The following is a 20,673-nucleotide window of genomic DNA, read 5'->3' on the forward strand; positions in this document are numbered from 1 at the left end:
TTAGAGGGTTCACTTTTTTAACTATAATTTTATCTCGATCAAAGTGTCTTCGGTATTTATAATCGCGCACCTATTGATGATCAGAAGATGATTTTTACGCACTTACATATTGCACAATTTTATCAAACGCAGATTTAAGCGCTTTGTCATCGAATTCATTGCCTTCGAATGTTTCATTGCGATTGCGTGCAAAAATATCGCGAATCTCAACCACGGCATTTGAGTCGATTAAACCTAATTGCGTAGCAACTTGACGGATTTGATCGATAGAGCGAGAGCCATTACTACCGCCATAACTGACATAAGCAGCAGGTTTTCCATTCCACTCTTTACCTAAATAGTCGAGTGCATTTTTAAGTGCAGGGCTGTAACCATGATTATACTCAGGACTAATAAATATAAATGCATCACCTTTCGCGATTTGAGCAGCCCATTCTTGTTGCTTAGGTTGATCATATATCCCTGTTAGTGGTGGATTTGCTCCAGCGAAAAACGGTAAATCCCATTCTTTTAAGTCCACAATTTCTGTCTGAATCGTGCTGTAGTTATATGATGAAATCGTGTTTTGAACCCAATTTGCAACTTTAATGGCTGTGCGGCCTTCTCGAACGCTTCCCACAATAATTTGAATATTCACCAAATTAATCCTTCTAACTGTTATCACACTGACTTTAAAATGTTTTTTTTAAAAAAGGTAGATCGAAAATGTATCTAAAAAAAAGCGCCATAAGGCGCTTTTTTATGCACGAATCAGGCATTACATAATTTTGATGCCTTGCTGACCTGCTGGTGTTACTTTGAAAATTTCAACTTCAAAAGTAATATCTTTACCAGCAAGCGGATGGTTAAAGTCGACCTCAGTGATATCATCACCAACCGATTTAACCACACCATATAATGACTGCTTTGCTTTATCTTCAAACTCAATCATTTGACCTTCAGCAGGACGTTGCTCAAATTTAACAGTATCAAATTTTTGCACGTTCTCTTGGTTCCAAGGACCAAAAGCATCTTCAGCAGGTAAACTTACTGTACGACGGTCCCCCGCACGTAAGCCAAATAAAGCTTTTTCAAAACCAGGCAATAAGCTGCCATCACCTATCACAAGGCTTACAGGTTCTTCGCGACTACGTGTATTATCAATTTCAACACCATTTTCAATGGCTACTGAAAAGTGTAAATGTACTTTTGAACCCGCTTCAATGCGAGTATCTTCATTTGGATTAATAAAATCAGTCATTTTGCGCTTCCGCACGTTGAATACGATGTTTCTCTAAGAAAAAAGTATCGATCAGCATTAAGATGGTACCTAAAGTAATGGCACTATCTGCAAGGTTAAAAGCAGGGAAGTGACTATTGTTATAGTAAATATGAATAAAATCAACAACATAGCCTAAACTTACTCGATCAATAAGATTACCAATCGCCCCACCTAAGATGAGTGCGATGGCTAAAGGCAATACTTTCATGTTTTTTGGCATACGCATAATCCAAAACACAAAAATAACCGAGACAATTCCTGCAAGCGATGTAAAGAAATAACGTTGCCATCCACCGGCATCGGACAAGAAACTAAAGGCAGCGCCGTAGTTATGTAGTAATGTCCAATTTAAAAAAGGTAAAACAGGTACAGGGTCTGCATAAGTCAGATGTGTACTTGCTATCCATTTAGTCCATTGATCCAAAATAATGGCAACAATAGACAATCCTATCCACCACAAATTGTGGGGATAGAATTGGAATAAACCTTTTTTATTATTTTGTGGATTAGGCATATTTTCTCTCTTCGCCTTGACCTGTAGGGAGGTTAATAATACAACGACCACATAGTCCTGGATGTGATGGATGTGTATTCACATCAGGCAGAACATGCCAGCAACGAACGCATTTTTCGCCGTCAGCAGCAGAAACTTTCACATTCAAGCCTTCTAAGTCAGATACTTCACCTTGTGCTGCATCGAAACTATTGACCATCACTTGTGAAGTAATGAGAACGAAACGAAGTTCATCGCCTAATTTGTCTAGAACGGCTTTAAGTTCATCATTCGCCCAAAGCTCAACCTTAGCAGACAAGTTTGAACCCACAGTTTTCGCACCACGTGCTGCCTCGATAAACTTATTCACTGCCGATTTCACATTGATCAATGTTTGCCATTCAGTTTCTGATACGACATTGGCACTTGATGCAGTCGGAATATCATACCATTCAGCAGTGAAGACATATTTCTCAGTTTGACCGGGAATCAATGGCCAAGCTTCTTGTGCGGTGAACGTTAAAATAGGTGCCATCCAACGTACAAATGCTTGAACCAAATGGTACAACGCAGTTTGTGCAGAACGGCGTGCTTGAGAATCTGCTTTGGTGGTGTACTGACGGTCTTTGATGATGTCTAGGTAGAAACCACCTAAATCGTTGATACAGAAATTCGTCAGCGCACTTGTCACGATATGGAAGTTCATATCTTCGTAAGCTTTCTGAATCGTTTCTTGCACTTCTGAAGCACGTTGCAAGATGTATTGATCAAGTGCAATCAAATCATCAATCGCTAAGCAATCAGTCGCAGGTTGGAAACCATTTAAATTTGCTAACAAGAAACGCAATGTGTTACGAATACGACGGTAACCGTCTGAGGCACGGCTAAAGATTTCTTTACCTGCGGTCATTTCATAACGGTAATCTGCAGATGCAATCCAGAAACGAAGGCCATCAGCACCCATATCTTTAATGATGTCTTGCGGTGTGATGACGTTACCGATCGATTTCGACATCTTACGGCCTTTCTCATCGACCACGAAGCCGTGTGTCAACAAGCCTTTATACGGTGCGCGTTCGTTGATTGCCATTGAAGTCAACAATGAAGATTGGAACCAACCACGGTGTTGGTCTGAACCTTCAAGGTACAAATCAGCAGGGTCTTGTAGCTCTTCACGTTCACGAAGGACTGCAAAGTGTGTTGTACCTGAATCGAACCATACGTCTAAAGTATCTCGAACAGCGTTATAGCAATCTGCATCATCACCGATGAATTCGCGTGCATCACGGTTATACCAACCATCAATACCTTCTTGCTCGATTAACTTCGCAACTTCTTCAATCAATTCAGGTGTACGAGGGTGTAACTCGTTAGTATCTTTATGAACGAAGAATGGAATTGGCACACCCCAAGTACGTTGGCGAGAGATACACCAATCTGGGCGACCTTCGATCATCGCTTGAATACGGTTTTTACCCCAATCTGGTACGAACTCAATATCATTTTCAATCGCGTTCAATGCACCTTGGCGTAGACCTTTGGCATCCATGCTGATGAACCATTGTGGTGTTGCACGGAAGATAATCGGTGTTTTATGGCGCCAGCAATGTGGGTAGCTATGTTTAATCACAACATGTGCCCAAAGTTTGCCTGCTTCAGTCAATGCTGTAATAATTTTTGGATTGGCTTTGTAGATGTGCTCGCCTGCAAAGAGTGGCGAAGTTGGTAGATATACACCATTACCACCGACTGGGTTTTCAACTTTTAAGTTGTACTGTAAGCCAACTTTATAGTCGTCTACACCATGACCTGGTGCAGTATGTACAGCACCTGTACCGCTACCGTCAGTCACGTGCTCACCTAAGATTACAGGCACTTGGCGTTCAGCGATCAGTGGGTGTTGCAGAACAAGGTTTTCAAGTTTTGCACCAGTGAATTCTGCAATGACTTCAAATGCAGTAAAACCATAACGCTGAGTAGCTGATTCAACCAATGATTTCGCAAGAATGAAGTTTTGAGGTACTTTGTCTTCGCCAGTCGCTTTCACAAGTTGATATTCGAGATCAGCATGAAGCGCAACCGCTTGGTTGGCAGGCATAGTCCAAGGTGTTGTGGTCCAAATCACGATGTCGGTACGTTCAGCAATGTCTACACCCAAACGTGCAGAAAGGTCAGCTAAATCAACAACGCTGAAACCCACATCAATTGCGTCTGATTTTTTATCTTCGTATTCAACTTCAGCTTCAGCCAATGATGAACCACAGTCTAAACACCAGTTGACGGGTTTAAGACCTGGTTCGATATGACCTGCTTTGGCAATAGCACCCAATGAACGCACGATGTCGGCTTCTTGTTTGAAGTTCATCGTTAAGTACGGATTGTCCCAATCACCAAACACGCCCATACGCACGAAGTCTTTCTTTTGCAGTTCAACTTGTGTGTAAGCATATTCACGGCAGGCTTTACGGAATGTAGAAGCATTTACTTTTACGCCGACTTTACCGACTTTTTCTTCAACTTTAAGTTCAATTGGAAGACCATGACAGTCCCAACCCGGTACGTATGGTGCATCAAAACCATCCATCACTCGGCTTTTAATGATGATGTCTTTTAAGACTTTGTTAACCGCATGACCTAAGTGAATTTGACCATTCGCATATGGAGGGCCGTCATGAAGCACATATTTTTTCTTGCCAATACGCGACGCACGAATCTGCTGATAAATGTTGTCGGCATACCACTCTTCTAACCATTTCGCTTCACGTACTGCGAGATTTGCTTTCATCGCAAAGTCAGTACCTGGGAGGTTTAGCGTGGCTTTATAGTCCACTGCATTTTCAGGAGTTTGCTTATCGCTCATGCAAGTTGTCTTCCAATTTAATCAGTCTAAAGCTGACGCGTTTTACAAAAATTAAGGAGTATTAATAAGGAAAGTTGGGGTTATTTCGGCGAAACTCAAGCAGTTGCTCAACATCATCATCGATCCCAGCTTTGAGTGCTTCTAGCGAAGGATAATTCTTTTCGCCATGAACAAAGTTCAAAAATGTTACCCGCATTAACAGGCCATACAGATTAGCAGAAACATCAGGGAAATGTACTTCTAATCGCCACTCTGGATGTTCCTGTTCGATGGCTGGTCGGGTGCCGACATGTCCTGCACCGAAAAGGGCTGTAGCCTTATAACCAGCGATACCTGGATATTCGGCATTTTCATTGCGAACTTTGTCTTTTAACGATTCTGTTTCACAAATCACTTCAACACCATAGATGCCATGCAAACAGGGTTTATGGCGGTTTAGACGAACATTGATAGTTGGAAAGTTAATGGTGCGACCGATTTGATCACCATATTGAACACGACCCGTAATGCTATACGGGCGACCAAGTAGCTCCGCAGCTTTTTTAAGATCACCTGCAGCCAAAGTTTGGCGTATTAAGGTGGAGCTAATACGCTCGCCATTCAGTTCAACGTTATCTAAATCGGTGACTTGAAAACCATAATCGCGCAAGAATTGGCTATTACCTTGTCGGTTTTTCCCAAAATGATGATCTTCACCGAGTACCAGACTTTGGGTATTCAGTTTGTATTTTAGAATATCAGCAAACTCTTCCGCACTTAAATTACGGAAAGTGTCATCAAATTTGGCAACAACAATATAGTCGATACCAAGTGCAGCCAAATGTTCCACTTTTTCACGTAATGAACTAATTCGTGGTGGTGCATCGTAACTTTTAAAATATTCTAAAGGCTGTGGCTCAAAAATCATCACCACAGTTTTTAAATCTTGTTGTTGTGCTATGTCTTTTAATTGCTGAACCATCGCCTGATGACCCAAATGAACACCATCAAAATTGCCAATGGTGACGGCAGTTTTGGGCAATTGAAAGTTGGGCGCTAAAGCATTCAGACGGAGTAGCTTCATGGGCGAAATGGTGACTAAAATTAATTTGGGCTATATATTGCCATATTCTCACAGTTTCGTCTTGTTGTTGTGTTTTTATTCAATACTTTTCTTATTCTAGATCAAGACGCTTGAGTCATTAGATCAAAGAAACTTTTATTTCCGGATATATTTTTGTCTAATGTATTCCATTCGAAATTTAATGAGTAAGTGATGTCTGATCTAGCCCTAATTATGGCCTTAGCAAGCGAATCTAAAGGATTATTCGAAGCTGAAAATATTGCAGTACATTACAGTGGTATTGGTAAGGTCAATGCAGCATTTAAAGCTTTTGAAGTGATTCAAAAAACGGGATGCACAACTTTGCTGAATTTAGGAACAGCAGGAAGTTCGCATTTTGATGCGCATTCCTTGGTTGAAGTAACAACATTTGTACAGCGAGATATGGATGTTTCACCGCTTGGCTTTGAAGTTGGTGTTACACCGATGGATCAGGAATTTCCCGCAGCGATTAACCTAGAGCCGTATTTTCAACATCTTCCCAAGGGCATTTGTGGGACTGGCGATAGCTTTGAAACTGGTGAACCTAAGGTGCCATGTCAGTTGGTTGATATGGAAGGATATGCGCTCGCCAAAGTATGTAAGAAACTTGGCGTTCGTTTGATTTCCGTGAAATACATTACAGATGGGGCAAACGACACCGCACATTTAGATTGGGAGGAGAACTTGTTGTTGGGCGCTCAAAAATTATTGGCTTTATATCAGAGTATGGAACACTAGATTTTTAAGATTTTGGCGACCATAGAAACTATGGTCGTATGCCAGAGATCAATCTCGAAGAGATTTAGAGAAACCAATTATGGTCGAGGTAAAATACCGTATAGCATCATATGGACTGTATGCTCAATGGTACGTTGATACATGGTGCGATTGCGCAAGGTTTTTCCCGTTACCATTTCAGTTTGGGTGCTAAAATCAGCATAGTTTTGTGTGATACCCCAAAGGTTAATAATTAAAACCTCAGCATCGATCTTGTCTGATATTTTGCCTTGCTCTTGCCACGTGGAAATGACTTTAGATTTGCGTTTGAAGAGTTTTTTTAATGGGCCTTTCAAAATTGGCAGGATATGTGGTGCGCCTTGGATAATTTCTAAAGCAAATAATTTTGATGCCTTATGTTGAGTACGAGAAACCTCAATCTTTTGCATGAGATATTGCGTGATCGCTTCAGCAGGCTCTAAATCAGCTTCCAACATTTGCAGTGGAGCTAACCATTTTTGCATGACAGTAGTCAGCACTTCGACATAGAGCGCTTCTTTATTTTCATAGTAATAGAAAATATTCGATTTGTGCATTTCCGCGAGTTGTGCAATTTCATCTAAGCTTGCACCACTAAAACCATACACAGAAAACACATCTAATGCAGCAGCTAAAAGCTGTTGACGTTTTTGCGTACTCTTCTTTTGTTCCATCTCGTCAGTAAATTATAAAAAGGAACCTCAAATTGTACGGCAAAACGTGCGATTTGTGCACAAGGATTAGGGCATTTGCAAAAGAATATGAAGAATAATTGTGTAGTTAAGTGATAAAACTAATAATAAGACACATGTACAATCTATTTGATAAACAAATACATATTACTCATGTGGGAAATGCTGATCGAGAATATCTTTTAATTTAATTAAAAAAAGCCATTTATCAGTACGAAAAGTGTCTAATTTTCCGACGAAAATTAGACACTTCCATTTACCTTATTCAACAATTCAGAATGTCATATTTTGTATCGCTTAAGTTGAAAGTACGGCTTCTAAAACTTGTTGTTCAAGCTCTGCAAATTTGACATTTTTTTGTCGCGGTCGTGGTAAATCTACTTTGAACTGATGTGCGATATGACCTTTATCGAGCAAAATAATACGATCTGCTAACTGAACAGCTTCACTGACATCATGTGTCACTAAGATGGTGGTGAAGCCTTGTTCTAGCCATAGTTTCTCGATTAAATTTTGCATGTCTAAACGCGTAAGCGCATCTAAAGCCCCCAAAGGTTCATCAAGTAATAGTATTCGAGGGGTATGAGACAAGGCACGTGCTAGCGCTGCTCGTTGACGTTGTCCACCTGAAAGTTGTGCAGGCCAAAGTTCAGCTTTTTCATTTAAGCCAACTTTTTCCAATAATGCTTCAGCCTTATCATGCTGGGATTTATCTAAGCCCAATTGCACATTTTTTAAAATGCTTTTCCATGGTAATAGGCGAGGATCTTGGAACATGACGCGGATGTCATCAGCGGTAATACCTTCACGAAAGTTCAGTGCAGATTTAAATTTAATCTCACCATAACTCGGTTGTTCTAAATCCGCGATTAACCGTAACAACGTACTCTTACCACAGCCACTTCGACCCACAATGGCAACAAATTCACCAGGTTCTATATGTAGGTCTAAATCCTCTAATACTTTAACTTTGCCATAGAACTTGTGCAGTTGTTCAATATTAATTTCTGCACCGATCTTTTGTGGAGCTGATCTGGCATGATCTGGAATGACATGTTCATCAGCGAGATTTGAAATACTTAAATCAGTCATACGCATTCCTATTTTTGATAGCCTGGATGCCAGCGTAATAAATATTTTTCTAAGGCAACCGCGAGTACATCCGCTAATTTACCAAGTAGGGCATACAGTAGAATCCCTACTAAAACGACATCTGTTTGTAAAAATTCACGCGCATTCATGGTCATGTAGCCAATTCCAGCTTGTGCCGAGATGGTTTCAGCCACAATTAAAAGAACCCAAACTAAACCTAGTGCGAAGCGCAAACCAACTAAAATGGAAGGAAGAGCACCTGGTAAAATAATTTCTTTGTATAACTGCCAGCGTGTTAAACCATAACTCTTGCCCATCTCGATCAGCTGAGGATCTACAGATCGGATACCGTGATACGTATTGATATAAATTGGGAAAAACACGCCAATCGCGACCAAAAATAATTTGGCAGATTCGTCAATTCCAAACCATAGAATCACCAATGGAATTAAAGCTAAAGCTGGAATATTACGGATCATTTGTAGGGTCGTGTCGAGTAACGTAGAGGCGACTTTAGATGAGCCATTTAACAACCCTAAAAATAATCCTAAGCCACCACCAATCAGCAAGCCAATCAGTGCACGTCCCGCACTGACTTGGACATGTGTCCACAGTTCACCACTAAGCAATAGATGCCAAAAAGCTAAAACCACTGCGGTTGGAGCAGGCAAGACGCGGCTTTCTAAAATGCCAGTGACTGATGCCAGTTGCCAAATCACAATAAGGAAAATGGGTACTAACCAAGGCAACAAACGTTGCCCCAGTTGTTTGGTTCCTCGAGAGAGAAAACCTTCAGCTTTAACCACCTTGGTTTTACTCAACACGATAGAATGCTTTTGAGTTTTATTTACTGCTGTTGTCATGCCGGCTCCTGAACCTGATCTCCTTTTTTATTTTCTTCAGGAGTGTAGTTATTCGCAACAATCTCACCAAAAGGTCCAGTCAGATTCGGTTGAGTCAGTTTTTGGCGTGTTTCTAATGGTAGAAGAGGGAATACCAATTCAGCAAAACGAATTGATTCTTCAAGGTGCGGATAACCCGAGAAAATAAAGGTATTAATGCCTAAATCTGCATATTCTTGGATACGTGCCGCCACAGTTTCAGGGTCACCTACTAATGCCGTGCCTGCACCGCCACGGACGAGACCTACGCCAGCCCATAAGTTTGGTGAAACTTCAAGTTTCGAGCGATCTCCATTATGAAGTTCAGCCATACGACGTTGACCAACAGAGTCCATTTGTTTAAATTTTTTCTGTGCCGCAGCGATGGTTTCGTCATCAACATACTGAATTAATTCTTCAGCAGCTCTCCATGCTTCCTCGTTGGTTTCGCGGACGATGACATGTAAACGAATACCGTAATCTAGGGTGCGACCTTTAGCTGCCGCCTTAGCGCGGACATTTTCAATTTTTTCTTTAACTGCTGCTGGTGGCTCGCCCCAAGTTAAATAGGTATCCACTTGATCGGTTGCCAGTTCAACAGCATCATCAGAAGAACCACCAAACCACAATGGTGGGTAAGGTTTTTGGACGGGTGGATATAATAATTTTGCATCATCCACGCTTAGATGTTCACCATGGAACGTGAAGCTTTCACCCGTATGAGAGCGTTTTAAAATTTCGCGCCAAATCGTAGTATATTCAGTCGCAGTTTTATAACGCGTTTTATGATCTTCATAGACGCCGTCACCTTTTAACTCTTGCTCATCACCACCAGTGACCAAGTTCAATAGAACACGGCCATTTGAAAGACGGTCAAAGGTTGCTGCCATACGTGCAGCCAGTGCAGGAGTGGTTACCCCTGGACGCAAAGCAACGAGAAATTTAAGATTTTTGGTGGCATCAATTAAACTTGCGGCAGTTAACCATGGATCTTCACAAGAACGACCAGTCGGGATAAGCACACCTTCATAACCTAGATTATCCACCGCCACAGCGATTTGTTTCATGTAGGCATGGTCGACAACACGTCCGCCTTTGCTTGTACCTAGGTAGCGACTATCACCATGAGTAGGAATAAACCAGAAAATTTTCATTACTTAAGTCCTTAATATGAGTTACTTACCAGTCCATACGACTTGGTTGATTTGTATCGGTTTAGGAATGATTTTGAGCTCAGCAAAGCGATCAGCCAGTTGTTGCTGATCTGCAATGACTTTCGCGGTTAAAGGTGCTGCATAAGATGGACGAGGTCGGCGCTGAACAAAGGTTTGGCTCACATTCGGCTTTAAACCTGTTGTTTTGGCAAAAATCGTTGCTGTAGTTTTTAAGTTCTTTTGAACCCATTGATCAGCAAGATTAATCTGTTCAATGACACCTGAAATCGCTTGAGGATGTTTGTCGATAAACTTGCCTGAAGCGAGATAGAACGTGTAATTCGGGCTCAGCCCTTGTCCAGTGGTCAAAACTTTTGCTTTATCTTCAAGTTCAGCAGCAGCGTAATACGGATCCCAAATGGCCCATGCATCAACAGCACCTTTTTGGAATGCTGCGCGTGCATCAGCAGGACTTAACCAAATTGGTTTTACATCGCTCCATTGCAAACCTGCTTTTCGGACGGCTTGGACCAATAGATAATGTGAACTAGAGCCACGATGTACTGCGACACGCTTGCCTTTGAGTTGTTTAAGCTGAGTAATTTTGGATTTTTGCGGCACTAAGATTGCTGAAGAAAGAGGCTTCGCCGCCTCATAAGCAATGTAATGCAAAGGTTTGTTTCCTGCTTGAGCATAAACAGGGGGGGTATCACCTGTTGCACCAATATCCACTGAACCCACTGCAAGTGCTTCTAAAATTTGAGGACCACCAGGGAACTCATTCCATGTAATTTTGGCATTGGGAAATTCTTGCTCAAACAGTTTTTGCTGTTGAGCAATCACCAAATTTACGGAAGATTTTTGGAAGCCAATGCGTAATTCTTTCACTGAGGGATCAACAGCCCATGCAGCTGAGCAACCCAACATCGCACAGGCAAATAGCATCGTTGTCATTGAATGACTTGAGGTTTTAAACCAAGTGTGTGCTGTATTTCCTGATTGATATTGAGTCATGTTCATCACCTTTTCATGTTGTTATTTGGGTGTAGGCGCAATAATTGCGGCCTGAATATTGATTTTGTTTGGAATTAACTTCTGTTGATGGAATACATCGGCAACTTTTTGCTGATGTTGAGCAACTTCAGTACTAATTGGATAAACGCCGAAGCTCATACGTCCAATTGAGGTTTGAAGAATTTTGAAATCTAGGCCTGTAGGCTTCACGAGCAGTTGAGCTGCTTCGTCTTTATTGGAAGCAATCCAATCTGATGCTTCATTAAGTTCTTGAACAACGGTTTGTATAATTTCAGGATTCTGTTCAACGAACTTACGATCAGCCATATAGAACTGGTAGTTATTGGCATTCCCTTCGCCAGAAGCGAGAACACGTGCGCCGATTTGATGCTCTGCTGCTGCAAAGAACGGATCCCAGATTACCCATGCATCGACTGCACCGCGCTCAAATGCTGCGCGAGCATCCGATGGTGGTAGGTAAACCACTTCAATATCATCAAGCGTCAAATGATTCTTTTCTAAAATCTTCAAGAGAAGATAATGAACGTTAGAACCTTTGTTTAACGCTACACGCTTACCTTTAAGTTGTTGAATATCTTTGATGTTCGAATTTTTTTGAACAATCAACGCTTCAGCGCGTGGAGTCGCAGGTTGATTTGCGACATAAACCAAATTTGAATTCGCTGCTTGGGCAAAAATAGGGGGGGCTTCACCGACTTCACCAAATGAAACACTGCCGACATTCAAACCTTCTAACAGTTGTGGTCCACCTGGGAACTCTACCCATTTCACTTGAATGTTTTGATCCTTCAAAACGGCTTCTAATTCACCACGTTCTTTAATCACGGGCAGTAAGCCATACTTTTGATAACCGATATTTAACACTTGGGTTTTATCTTCTTTTTTTGAGTCGCAACCAGTGAGTAGCAAAGCACCTGTTAACGCAGAAGACAAAATGAGTGTTTTTTTCCAAAGATTAGCGTTAAAGCTGCTCATATTGAAAATCCTGAAAACTTAAAAATAAAAAAATCAAAAAAATAAATGCGTCATGTAACGCGCCTAAGTTAATGAATTTTCTATTTCGTAAAAAATAAGAATTCAGGAATTCCTAATGAATAAAAAAGATAAAATTAAAAGAGAAAAAAATATCTAAAAAAATGCAAAAGACTCAAGCTGATAATAGCGATATTTTTGTTTCTAAGTTAATGAAATATATAAATATATATTAAAATATTAAATTGTGATAATGATATGATTTGTATGAATATATCGAATGAGTGTGAAGATAGTTCAACTAGGAATATCGATATATAAAAGAAAGATAAAGCAGTTCATGAGGGTGCAATAAAAAAGCCACTTTAGAGTGGCTTTTTACAAACAATTGAGTTTCTTTGGAAATTATAAAGTGCCTGACGCGCTTGTGGTAAGTCATCCACCGATGCTTTGACAAACCCTTGTTCCAAAAACCAATGTGCGGTTCGTGTCGTAAGAATAAATAACTGTTGGATATTAGACTTTTTTGCTTTCTCTTCTAAATAGTGCAAGATTTGGCTACCACGATTTGATTTGCGGTAACTTGGATGTACTGCCACACAGGCTATTTCTGCAGAACGAATTTCATTTGATTCAGTTGGTATTGGATATAATGCTGCACAAGCCAGAACCATACCGTCACGTTCAATCACAGCGAAATGATCAATTTCATTTTCTAAGCGTTCTCTAGAGCGGTATACCAAAATGCCTTCTTGTTCTAATGGGCGTAATAAACTGATTAATCCACCGACATCCTGAATCGTCGCTGTGCGGACTTCTTCATAATGTGCATCGGTGATCATCGTGCCATGCCCATCACGAGTAAATAATTCTTCGATTAATGCACCATCATGTTCATAAGATAATAAATGAACGCGGTTAACGCCATTTAAAGAGGCTTCCTTGGCATTTTGTAAATGCAATGCCAATTCATAATTTTGCTCTAAAGCAACGTCAATATGTTGATCTAGCTGATGCGGGGTCACTTCGCGCAACAACTGCTGTGGGCTTTGCATTAAACCTTGTTCGGAACCGAGAAAAATGAGTTTATCGGCACCGAGTTGGATAGCTGTTTTGGTCGCCACTTCTTCAGCAAGCAAGTTATAAACTTCACCAGTGGTTGAATAACCTGAGGGGCCAAGCAATACAATATTGTGATTGTCCAAATGTTTTTGAATCGCATCTGCATCGACTGAACGCACTTCACCGGTAAGTTGAAAATCGATACCGTTACGAATGCCATAAGGTTTAGCTGTTATAAAATTACCAGATACCACATCAATGCGAGCACCATACATGGGTGAATTTGCAAGTCCCATAGACAATAAGGCTTCGATTTGTAAACGGATTGAGCCTACGGCAGACATGACCGCACCTAATGAGTCACGTGTTGTTACTCTACGATGATTATGAAAAGGACTATCTAAATTCTTCTCAGCAAGATTTGCACTGATTTGTGGTCGTGCTCCATGAACCAGAATGAGTCGAATGCCGAGAGAATGTAAAAGGGCAATATCATGAATAATATGTTGAAAATTTGGTGATTGAACTGCTTCGCCGCCAAACATTAAAACGAAGGTTTTATTACGATGGGCGTTGATATACGGCGCTGAGTTTCGGAACCAATGCACATATTGCTGTGTCATATTTTGAATTGTATCTATTGAGTCCGATTGCATGCATGTACCGATAGAAGCGGGAAGTGGTCATCAGATTCTAAACAAAAAAATGATTTTCCACACCTGCATTAAAATAAAGACATAAAAAAGCCCAAACTGAGTTTGGGCTGAGTGCAGGGAAGATCAATTTGAGAAGATCTAGGAATAAGCTTATCCGATGATACGCACGATGCGATCTGTACGCTCATTCACTAAGACATAGTCTCCATTAATTTTGTACCACTGCTGGTTACGCGCCGCTTTAGGTAGATTCTTCGCTTGACGATCACTTAACTCAAATTTTGAAGAGTTGAATTGACGTGGTAACTGTTGACCTACTCGCCATTGACGGCTTGGATTTACATTTTGGAATCCACGATTTTGTTCATAGCGGTCATGTTGATATTTCGCAGGCTGACCTTTATTCCAATGCGCTGGTGGTGGAGTTGGTTTTGAATAGTGACGACCATCGTCATGTGGACCAGCCATCGCAGATGTTGCCAATAAACCACTCATTGCTAATGTAAGTACTGATACTAACTTTTTCATGTAGGATACCTCTAACTTTGTTATTTATCCGATATCGCTAAAGTACAAAATGATTTGAGATAAACCGTGGAGAGATATAGTCAATTTGTGAAATGTATGAAGAAGTGATGAAGATGAATGATTAGGATTGCACTCAACAAAAAACCCGACATGAAGTCGGGTCGATTTAAACGTCAAAATTAATCTTGCTGGATTTTCAAAATACTATTGCTGTTTGAATCCACCAGAATAAAGTCATTATTCACTTTGTACCATTGTTGGTTTTTACCAGGTTTTGGTAGGTTATGATCTTTATATTCGGTTTTATAACTATTGCCACGATAGTGTTGAGGCATGACGTAGCCAGTTTGCCATTTATGTTGACGTAAACGTTTTACGCCACGCTCTTCTCTGTTTTTACGACGATCTTGGAACTCTTGATCTGATGAAGCATCATATTGAGTACGTTTCTCAAATCCTTTACCACGTTCACGTGAACCTTTATCTTGGTAGTCATCAGAGTAAGGAGCAGCATTGGCAATATTTGCTGTAAATATTGCACTTAAAGATAATGTCAAAACTGTCATAATCTTTTTCATATTCCGCCCTCGTTGACCTTATAAATTGGGGTTCACACTAATGTACTGAAAAAATGCAGAGAAACTGTGAAGATAGAATGTAATTTAGATTAAAAATAACGAGATAATAAGAACATATTTTAATAGGAATGAAAATAGAAACCGATGCTTTAGCTGAGCAATCAATGCTTTGAGCAATTTTAAATTTTGAATCCTAATATGATTTTTAAATTGTAAATATTTTAATAACACAGAAGATGATTTTCCTTTAAATGTGAAAAATCATCTGATCCGTTTCATCTCAGTGCCACTGATTATGATATTCCTGCAATTGTTGAATGGCTTCGACAATGATCCACGCAGTGTCGGCATGATCTAAACCTTGAACTAATGAAGCATCCAACTGTAACTGTTCGATCGTTTGGATCGTTGATAATTTTCGAGCTTGGTCTGCCATATTATTTCCTTATAAAAGTGTTGAATTTCATGGCATTGATCATAGTTAAAATTTATAAATATAAAAAACCGAATATTTTTCTAAATTTAATCTAATTATTCGATTAAAGTTCAAATCAAATGCTTAGAAGACAGCATAATTTTTTATATCGATAAACTTAGCGTATGTATAGACTTTTGTTATAGTAAGAACAATTTTAAAGCAACACTAGGAATAGGTTATGTCTGTCGCTCCGCGTATTGGGATTTTAGGTGCTGGTGGCCGTATGGGTCGTACATTGATTCAAGCAGTTCAAGATGCTGGTTATCAATTAGCAGCAGCGGTAGAGCGTCCAGGCAGTAGCCTTATTGGCGCAGATGCAGGCGAATTAGCAGGTATTGGTACACTTGGTGTGAAAGTTGTGGGTGATATCCAAGATGTTTTAAATGATTGCGATGTATTTATTGACTTTACTACACCAGTAGCAACTGAACAGCATTTGAAACTGTGCCGTGAGGCTGGTGTTGCATTAGTGATCGGTACGACTGGAATGAACGATGAGCAAAAAGCATTTTTAGATGAAAGTGCAACGATTGCTCCTGTAGTATACGCAGCAAACTACTCCGTAGGCGTGAATGTATCCATTAAACTTTTAGAATTAGCATCTAAAGTCTTTGGTGACAGTGTCGATATTGAAGTGATCGAAGCACATCATCGTCATAAAGTTGATGCGCCATCAGGTACTGCTTTAATGATGGGTGAGGCGATTGCTGATGCATTAGGTCGTGATTTGAAGCAAGATGCTGTGTATCACCGTGAAGGGCATACTGGTCCTCGTGAACGTCAAAGTATTGGTTTCCAAACCATTCGTGGTGGCGATATTGTGGGTGAACATACGGTAATGTTTATTGGTGAAGGTGAACGTGTAGAAATCACACATAAAGCCACGAATCGCATGAATTTTGCTGCAGGTGCAGTACGTGCAGCTGCTTGGGTTGTAGGTAAAGCACCGAAAAAATATGACATGAAAGACGTTTTAGGCTTCAACGATATCAAAGTTTAAGTTTAAAAAAACTGCGTGATCATCTAAATAATAATGTTAAATATGAAGAATAAAAATGAAGAAAATTTCTATGATCTGCTTGCTTGTCAGTGCCATTGGCCTGACAAGCCAAGTTCAAGCTAATGAAGCCTCTCGACTCACTATTAACAAAAACAATATTAAAGTGTGGACGATACAAAATCCTGATCATCCTGTGTTGTCCTATCGTGCTGAAACAGTAGTGGATGCTTCACTCGAAAGAGCAGTTGCAATAGTTTTGGATGTAGAAAATGCAAAATCATGGGTACCCAATGTCGGTTCAGCACAGGTGATTTCTCAAGATTTGAAGCAAGGGGAATTTAAACTCTACATGGTGTTAGATTTTCCATTTCCTTTGAAAGATCGAGACCTGATTGTGCAAGGGAAAATGTATAAGGACTCAAAAGGTATTATTCATATTAAGAATAAAGCTTCGCAAACGGGAAAACCTAAGAATCCTCAGTATATTCGGCTGCAACACTATGTTGGAGACTGGAGCTTTGAACAGATTGGACCGAATAAGGTGAAGGTCAGCACTTCAGGATATGCGGATCCAGAAGGTGCAATTCCACAAAGTGTGACCAATATGTTTGTACAACAGCAGCCTTATCAAATGTTGCAAAAAATGAAAACTGAATTAGCAAAAGCTCAATCTGCGCAGATACCGTTACCAGATATTTTGAAATAATGAGTTTAAATTAGGCATTTAATCATTTTTCAAAGTGTAAGCTGTAAATTGCTTTAACTCTGCTGCTTGAGGCAAATGAAAACTCAAAATTGGTTGCTTTGTCTTAGATGCCTGATCCAATAGAAAAACTTGGTAGGTCTGTTTTTTGGAATCATCACATTGAAAATTTAAATTTTTTTGTGTGGGACTATTGAGCTTGACTGCATGACCAGAAGATACGGTGTAAAGGTAAATTTTCTGCTGCTCTGGAGATTCAATACTTTTTGTAAAACGATAATGACTGTTGTGCGTCACTTTTAAGAATCCATCAATTAACGATGTACAAATAAATTTTTGTTCAAGTGCAGCTTGATCGATCGCATGCTCTGGTTGGCAAGCTGTCAAAAGTGTTACCAAGGGTAATATCAAATATAATTTATCGTTGTTCATGTGGCCTCCTGTGTCTTTTTAACTGTAAGACCATCATAAATTTGCTAGGTTTATAGATACAGATACACAGATTTTATAAAAATGAGCACAGTTCATGTTTCAGTATCAAATCTTAGCCAAACATATCAAACAGAAAATTCTGAGTGGAGAACTGTGTTCAGGACAGAAGCTCATTTCCCTTCGACAATTTTCAGCATTACATTCCGTTAGTTTAAATACAGCAAAAAATTGTTATGCATTATTGGAATCGGAAGGGCTCATCACTGTTAAAAATAAATCAGGTTATTTTGTACAACATTCGAAATCCAAAAATGATCCACCAGTATTGCCTTATCATCGTGAATTTGAAGCTGAAGCAAAGGATATCAGTAACTTAGATTTGCAAATTGAAATACAGGAGTCTTCAACCAATAATCGATCAATTCATTTAGGTGCAGTACAAATCTCTCCAAATCACGTGCCTGTAGATGCAATCCGAAAGTCAATTCAACGTGCTTTAAAACACAGTCAACCAGAAGATTTCCTTTATAGTAATCGACAAGGGCATCTGAGATTGAGACAAGCTTTATCAGACCATTGGGCTGAAGATGGGTTTTATATCAATCCAGACGAGATTTATATCACCAATGGCTGTATGGCTGCGTTATCACTCGTGGTTCAGCTCTTGACCAAGGAAGGGGATGGCATTGTGATTCCAACCCCAAATTTTAATGGTCAATTACAGTTGTTAGGGACACTGAAACGCAAGTTGATTGAGATACCTGCACATGTGGATGGTTTTGATTTAGAACGTTTAGAAAGAGCTATGCAGCACCCCGATACCAAAGCCTGTCTATTGACTGTGAATTATCAAAATCCACTAGGATTTGAGCTTTCAAATCATGATAAGCAGAAAATTGTGCAATTGGCTGAACAATATCAATGTTATGTGATTGAAGATGATATTTATGCTGAATGTAGTTTTAATTTACAGCGACCTTTACCGATCAAACATTGGGATGAAGCAGGCTATGTCATTTTATGCAGTTCAATATCAAAATCATTGTCCAGCGCATATCGAGTAGGTTGGTTTTGTTTACCGCCAAGGCTTAAACATTTACATCGTCAAATTGTCATTCAAAATGTCAGTGTGAATACACCTTTGCAATTGGCTTTGGCTGACCTGATGTATAGTAGAGCCTATCGTGAGCATCTACTCCGATTAAAACCAAAATTAAATCATCAAGTTGATGCATATCGAAAAACGATATTAAACGCTTTCCACGGGATCGATATTGGGTTAAGTCAGCCGGATGGTGGTTATGTTTTATGGCTGCAATTGCCGACACATATTGATGGTTTAGAACTCTATTATGCCGCACGTCAACATGGTATTAACATTGTTCCCGGTGATGTTTTTGGAGAAGAGCGCCGTTATAAAAATTATATTCGCTTAAATGCAGGGCATGAACTGACTCATGAAATTCATGACTCCATCGTGTTTTTAGCGGATTGGGTGAAACAAAAAATGAGGTCATCATCCCAAGCACCTTCTTAAAAAGTTTATGGCGCTAAACTAAGGTTTTTAAAGCAGTGATTTTCATGATCATCAATCATTCCTATCGCTTGCAGATAAGAATAGATAATGGTTGGACCCACGAATTTAAAACCATTCTTTTTTAGAGTTTTAGACAGTTGCAGGCTTAATTCGCTTTGTGTTGGTGCTAAGCGATAGTCTGGCACAGAATGAACTTTGGGTTGATGCCCTACAAAACTCCATAGCCATTTGACCATATCAGGCATGTTTTGGCGCATATTCAACCATGCTCGAGCATTATCTCGAATCGCCTTTAGTTTACCTAAATGACGAATTATGCCCGGATCTTGTGCTATTTCGATTAAATGTTCATCTGTAAAAGTCGCAATTTCTTCAATGGTGTATTGAAAGAAATGATGTCGATATCGCTCGCGTTTTTTTAAAACAATAATCCAAGCGAGTCCTGCTTGCTGACCTTCTAAACAGAGCATTTCAAATAAGGTGTGTTCATCATATACAGGAACACCCCATTCTTGATCGTGATAATCAATATAAATCTGCTCATCGGAGCACCAGCTACAGCGTTGAATCGTCATGCGAATGCTCTGAAGTGATCAAATGTTAAAAGCAACCCACTGATCGTTTTGATTGTCCCAAAAGAACAACTCTGCCTGTTCTAAATCCGAAAAATTAATCCAGAAATCTTTACCTGCTTTATCTGCAAACCCAGTGCTAATCAACAGAGCTTCTTCGGTAATTTCCATAATCCAGCCCTGATGGCTTTGTCCATTTAAGACAATACGTTGTTGATTGCCAGATTCTGCAAATTCAACTAGACGATTAATCAAGGCTTCTGACATGAAAACTTCCTAATAATAAAAACTTTAATTTAACGTAAATAAGGGTATGGATTGACAGGGCCTCGACCGCGACCATCTAAGTAAATTCCATAATGTAAATGAGGGGCAGTATGTCGAGCATTACCCGTATTGCCGACATAACCAATATGGTCACCTCGTCGCACGAAGTCACCCTCATTGAGACCTTTTTTATGCTGATCTAAATGCGCATAATAATGCCAAGAACCAGCGGGTCCTAAAATCCAAATGACTTTCCCACCCAGCTTATTATCGCGCATACTGCGAACAATTCCATCAGTTGCACTATAAACTTTTGTACCACGAGCCGCCAAGATATCAATGCCTTCATGTGTTCGACCGTGACTTCGTGATGCACCCCAAGTGTCAGTGAGTTGTCTCGCTTTTACACCTTGTACTGGGATAGGTAATTTGCGGTCCAAAGGAAGCATATGTAAGCGAGCAACGAGGGTTGGGTCAAGCGGCGTTTGTTTTGGAGGTTGGCTACTGCAGGCAACAAGTAAAATAGCTACACTTAGGATGATGTAATGTCGCAAATACTTAGTCACTCCAACTCCTTGAT

The 20,673-nt window shown here is 40.0% G+C and carries 23 protein-coding genes; 4 read left to right on the forward strand and 19 right to left on the reverse strand.

Annotated elements, in window-relative coordinates; genetic code table 11:
• Positions 1-94 precede the first annotated feature (94 nt).
• The 5 genes from AC1M87_RS01605 to ribF all read right to left on the reverse strand — a co-directional run bounded on the left by AC1M87_RS01605 (position 95) and on the right by ribF (position 5,677).
• Positions 95-637, reverse strand: a complete 543-nt coding sequence (locus AC1M87_RS01605; protein ID WP_481592766.1) for an NADPH-dependent FMN reductase — start codon at positions 635-637, stop codon at positions 95-97.
• 120 nt (positions 638-757) lie between these two features.
• On the reverse strand, positions 758-1,240 hold the full coding sequence (locus tag AC1M87_RS01610) for an FKBP-type peptidyl-prolyl cis-trans isomerase (protein ID WP_035270560.1): 483 nt from the start codon (positions 1,238-1,240) through the stop codon (positions 758-760).
• On the reverse strand, positions 1,233-1,775 hold the full coding sequence (gene lspA / locus AC1M87_RS01615) for a signal peptidase II (protein WP_481592767.1): 543 nt from the start codon (positions 1,773-1,775) through the stop codon (positions 1,233-1,235). The genes AC1M87_RS01610 and lspA overlap by 8 nt, the downstream gene beginning before the upstream one ends.
• A complete protein-coding gene (gene ileS / locus AC1M87_RS01620) occupies positions 1,768-4,614 on the reverse strand; it encodes an isoleucine--tRNA ligase (RefSeq protein ID WP_481592768.1) in 2,847 nt (948 codons plus the stop codon). The genes lspA and ileS overlap by 8 nt, the downstream gene beginning before the upstream one ends.
• A 61-nt stretch (positions 4,615-4,675) precedes the next feature.
• Positions 4,676-5,677, reverse strand: a complete 1,002-nt coding sequence (gene ribF / locus AC1M87_RS01625; RefSeq protein WP_481592769.1) for a riboflavin biosynthesis protein RibF — start codon at positions 5,675-5,677, stop codon at positions 4,676-4,678.
• Between the two features lie 189 nt (positions 5,678-5,866).
• Here ribF and AC1M87_RS01630 point away from each other — a divergent pair, with 189 nt between their 5' ends.
• A complete protein-coding gene (locus tag AC1M87_RS01630; protein ID WP_171076810.1) occupies positions 5,867-6,436 on the forward strand; it encodes a 5'-methylthioadenosine/S-adenosylhomocysteine nucleosidase family protein in 570 nt (189 codons plus the stop codon).
• Positions 6,437-6,513: 77 nt separating this feature from the next.
• Here the strand turns inward: AC1M87_RS01630 and AC1M87_RS01635 are convergent, their stop codons facing one another.
• From AC1M87_RS01635 to AC1M87_RS01680, 10 genes are all read right to left on the reverse strand, one after another.
• Positions 6,514-7,128: a TetR/AcrR family transcriptional regulator gene (locus tag AC1M87_RS01635; protein WP_035264923.1), complete on the reverse strand. Its 615-nt coding sequence runs from the start codon at positions 7,126-7,128 to the stop codon at positions 6,514-6,516.
• Positions 7,129-7,443: 315 nt separating this feature from the next.
• Entirely contained in the window at positions 7,444-8,238 is a 795-nt protein-coding gene (locus AC1M87_RS01640) for an ABC transporter ATP-binding protein (RefSeq protein WP_481592770.1), read from the reverse strand.
• Between the two features lie 8 nt (positions 8,239-8,246).
• Entirely contained in the window at positions 8,247-9,044 is a 798-nt protein-coding gene (ssuC, locus tag AC1M87_RS01645) for an aliphatic sulfonate ABC transporter permease SsuC (protein WP_180000343.1), read from the reverse strand.
• 53 nt (positions 9,045-9,097) lie between these two features.
• On the reverse strand, positions 9,098-10,273 hold the full coding sequence (gene ssuD, locus AC1M87_RS01650) for an FMNH2-dependent alkanesulfonate monooxygenase (RefSeq protein WP_481592771.1): 1,176 nt from the start codon (positions 10,271-10,273) through the stop codon (positions 9,098-9,100).
• 21 nt (positions 10,274-10,294) lie between these two features.
• Positions 10,295-11,227 carry a sulfonate ABC transporter substrate-binding protein gene (locus AC1M87_RS01655; protein ID WP_481592880.1) on the reverse strand — a complete coding sequence of 311 codons (933 nt, stop codon included), beginning with the start codon at positions 11,225-11,227 and terminating at the stop codon, positions 10,295-10,297.
• A gap of 81 nt (positions 11,228-11,308) precedes the next feature.
• Positions 11,309-12,283, reverse strand: a complete 975-nt coding sequence (locus tag AC1M87_RS01660; protein WP_481592772.1) for a sulfonate ABC transporter substrate-binding protein — start codon at positions 12,281-12,283, stop codon at positions 11,309-11,311.
• A gap of 362 nt (positions 12,284-12,645) precedes the next feature.
• Positions 12,646-13,998 (reverse strand): amino-acid N-acetyltransferase, encoded by a 1,353-nt coding sequence (argA, locus tag AC1M87_RS01665; RefSeq protein WP_481592773.1) that lies wholly within the window; start codon positions 13,996-13,998, stop codon positions 12,646-12,648.
• A 150-nt stretch (positions 13,999-14,148) separates the two neighbouring features.
• Positions 14,149-14,526, reverse strand: coding sequence for an RcnB family protein (locus AC1M87_RS01670; RefSeq protein WP_180000335.1), 378 nt, complete (start codon positions 14,524-14,526; stop codon positions 14,149-14,151).
• A 179-nt stretch (positions 14,527-14,705) separates the two neighbouring features.
• On the reverse strand, positions 14,706-15,104 hold the full coding sequence (locus AC1M87_RS01675) for an RcnB family protein (RefSeq protein WP_092766593.1): 399 nt from the start codon (positions 15,102-15,104) through the stop codon (positions 14,706-14,708).
• Positions 15,105-15,384: 280 nt separating this feature from the next.
• Positions 15,385-15,540 (reverse strand): hypothetical protein, encoded by a 156-nt coding sequence (locus AC1M87_RS01680; protein WP_481592774.1) that lies wholly within the window; start codon positions 15,538-15,540, stop codon positions 15,385-15,387.
• 220 nt (positions 15,541-15,760) lie between these two features.
• Between AC1M87_RS01680 and dapB the strand changes: the two genes are divergently transcribed.
• Both dapB and AC1M87_RS01690 read left to right on the forward strand, forming a co-directional pair.
• Entirely contained in the window at positions 15,761-16,582 is an 822-nt protein-coding gene (gene dapB / locus AC1M87_RS01685) for a 4-hydroxy-tetrahydrodipicolinate reductase (protein WP_481592775.1), read from the forward strand.
• 55 nt (positions 16,583-16,637) lie between these two features.
• Complete coding sequence (locus AC1M87_RS01690) at positions 16,638-17,288, forward strand: START domain-containing protein (protein WP_481592776.1); 651 nt, start codon at positions 16,638-16,640, stop codon at positions 17,286-17,288.
• A gap of 18 nt (positions 17,289-17,306) precedes the next feature.
• On the opposite strand, the gene AC1M87_RS01695 is transcribed toward AC1M87_RS01690, so the two are convergent.
• Positions 17,307-17,717, reverse strand: coding sequence for a hypothetical protein (locus AC1M87_RS01695; protein WP_481592777.1), 411 nt, complete (start codon positions 17,715-17,717; stop codon positions 17,307-17,309).
• Between the two features lie 94 nt (positions 17,718-17,811).
• Here AC1M87_RS01695 and AC1M87_RS01700 point away from each other — a divergent pair, with 94 nt between their 5' ends.
• A complete protein-coding gene (locus tag AC1M87_RS01700) occupies positions 17,812-19,254 on the forward strand; it encodes an aminotransferase-like domain-containing protein (protein ID WP_481592778.1) in 1,443 nt (480 codons plus the stop codon).
• Between the two features lie 5 nt (positions 19,255-19,259).
• On the opposite strand, the gene AC1M87_RS01705 is transcribed toward AC1M87_RS01700, so the two are convergent.
• Genes AC1M87_RS01705 through AC1M87_RS01715 form a run of 3 tightly spaced genes read right to left on the reverse strand, consistent with a single transcriptional unit; the run spans position 19,260 to position 20,647 of the window.
• A complete protein-coding gene (locus tag AC1M87_RS01705; protein WP_481592779.1) occupies positions 19,260-19,829 on the reverse strand; it encodes a DNA-3-methyladenine glycosylase I in 570 nt (189 codons plus the stop codon).
• A gap of 18 nt (positions 19,830-19,847) precedes the next feature.
• Positions 19,848-20,093 (reverse strand): hypothetical protein, encoded by a 246-nt coding sequence (locus AC1M87_RS01710; RefSeq protein WP_481592780.1) that lies wholly within the window; start codon positions 20,091-20,093, stop codon positions 19,848-19,850.
• Positions 20,094-20,122: 29 nt separating this feature from the next.
• A complete protein-coding gene (locus tag AC1M87_RS01715) occupies positions 20,123-20,647 on the reverse strand; it encodes a M23 family metallopeptidase (RefSeq protein ID WP_035264946.1) in 525 nt (174 codons plus the stop codon).
• Positions 20,648-20,673 lie beyond the last annotated feature (26 nt).

The organism is Acinetobacter sp. 24-47-62, assembly GCF_056779765.1.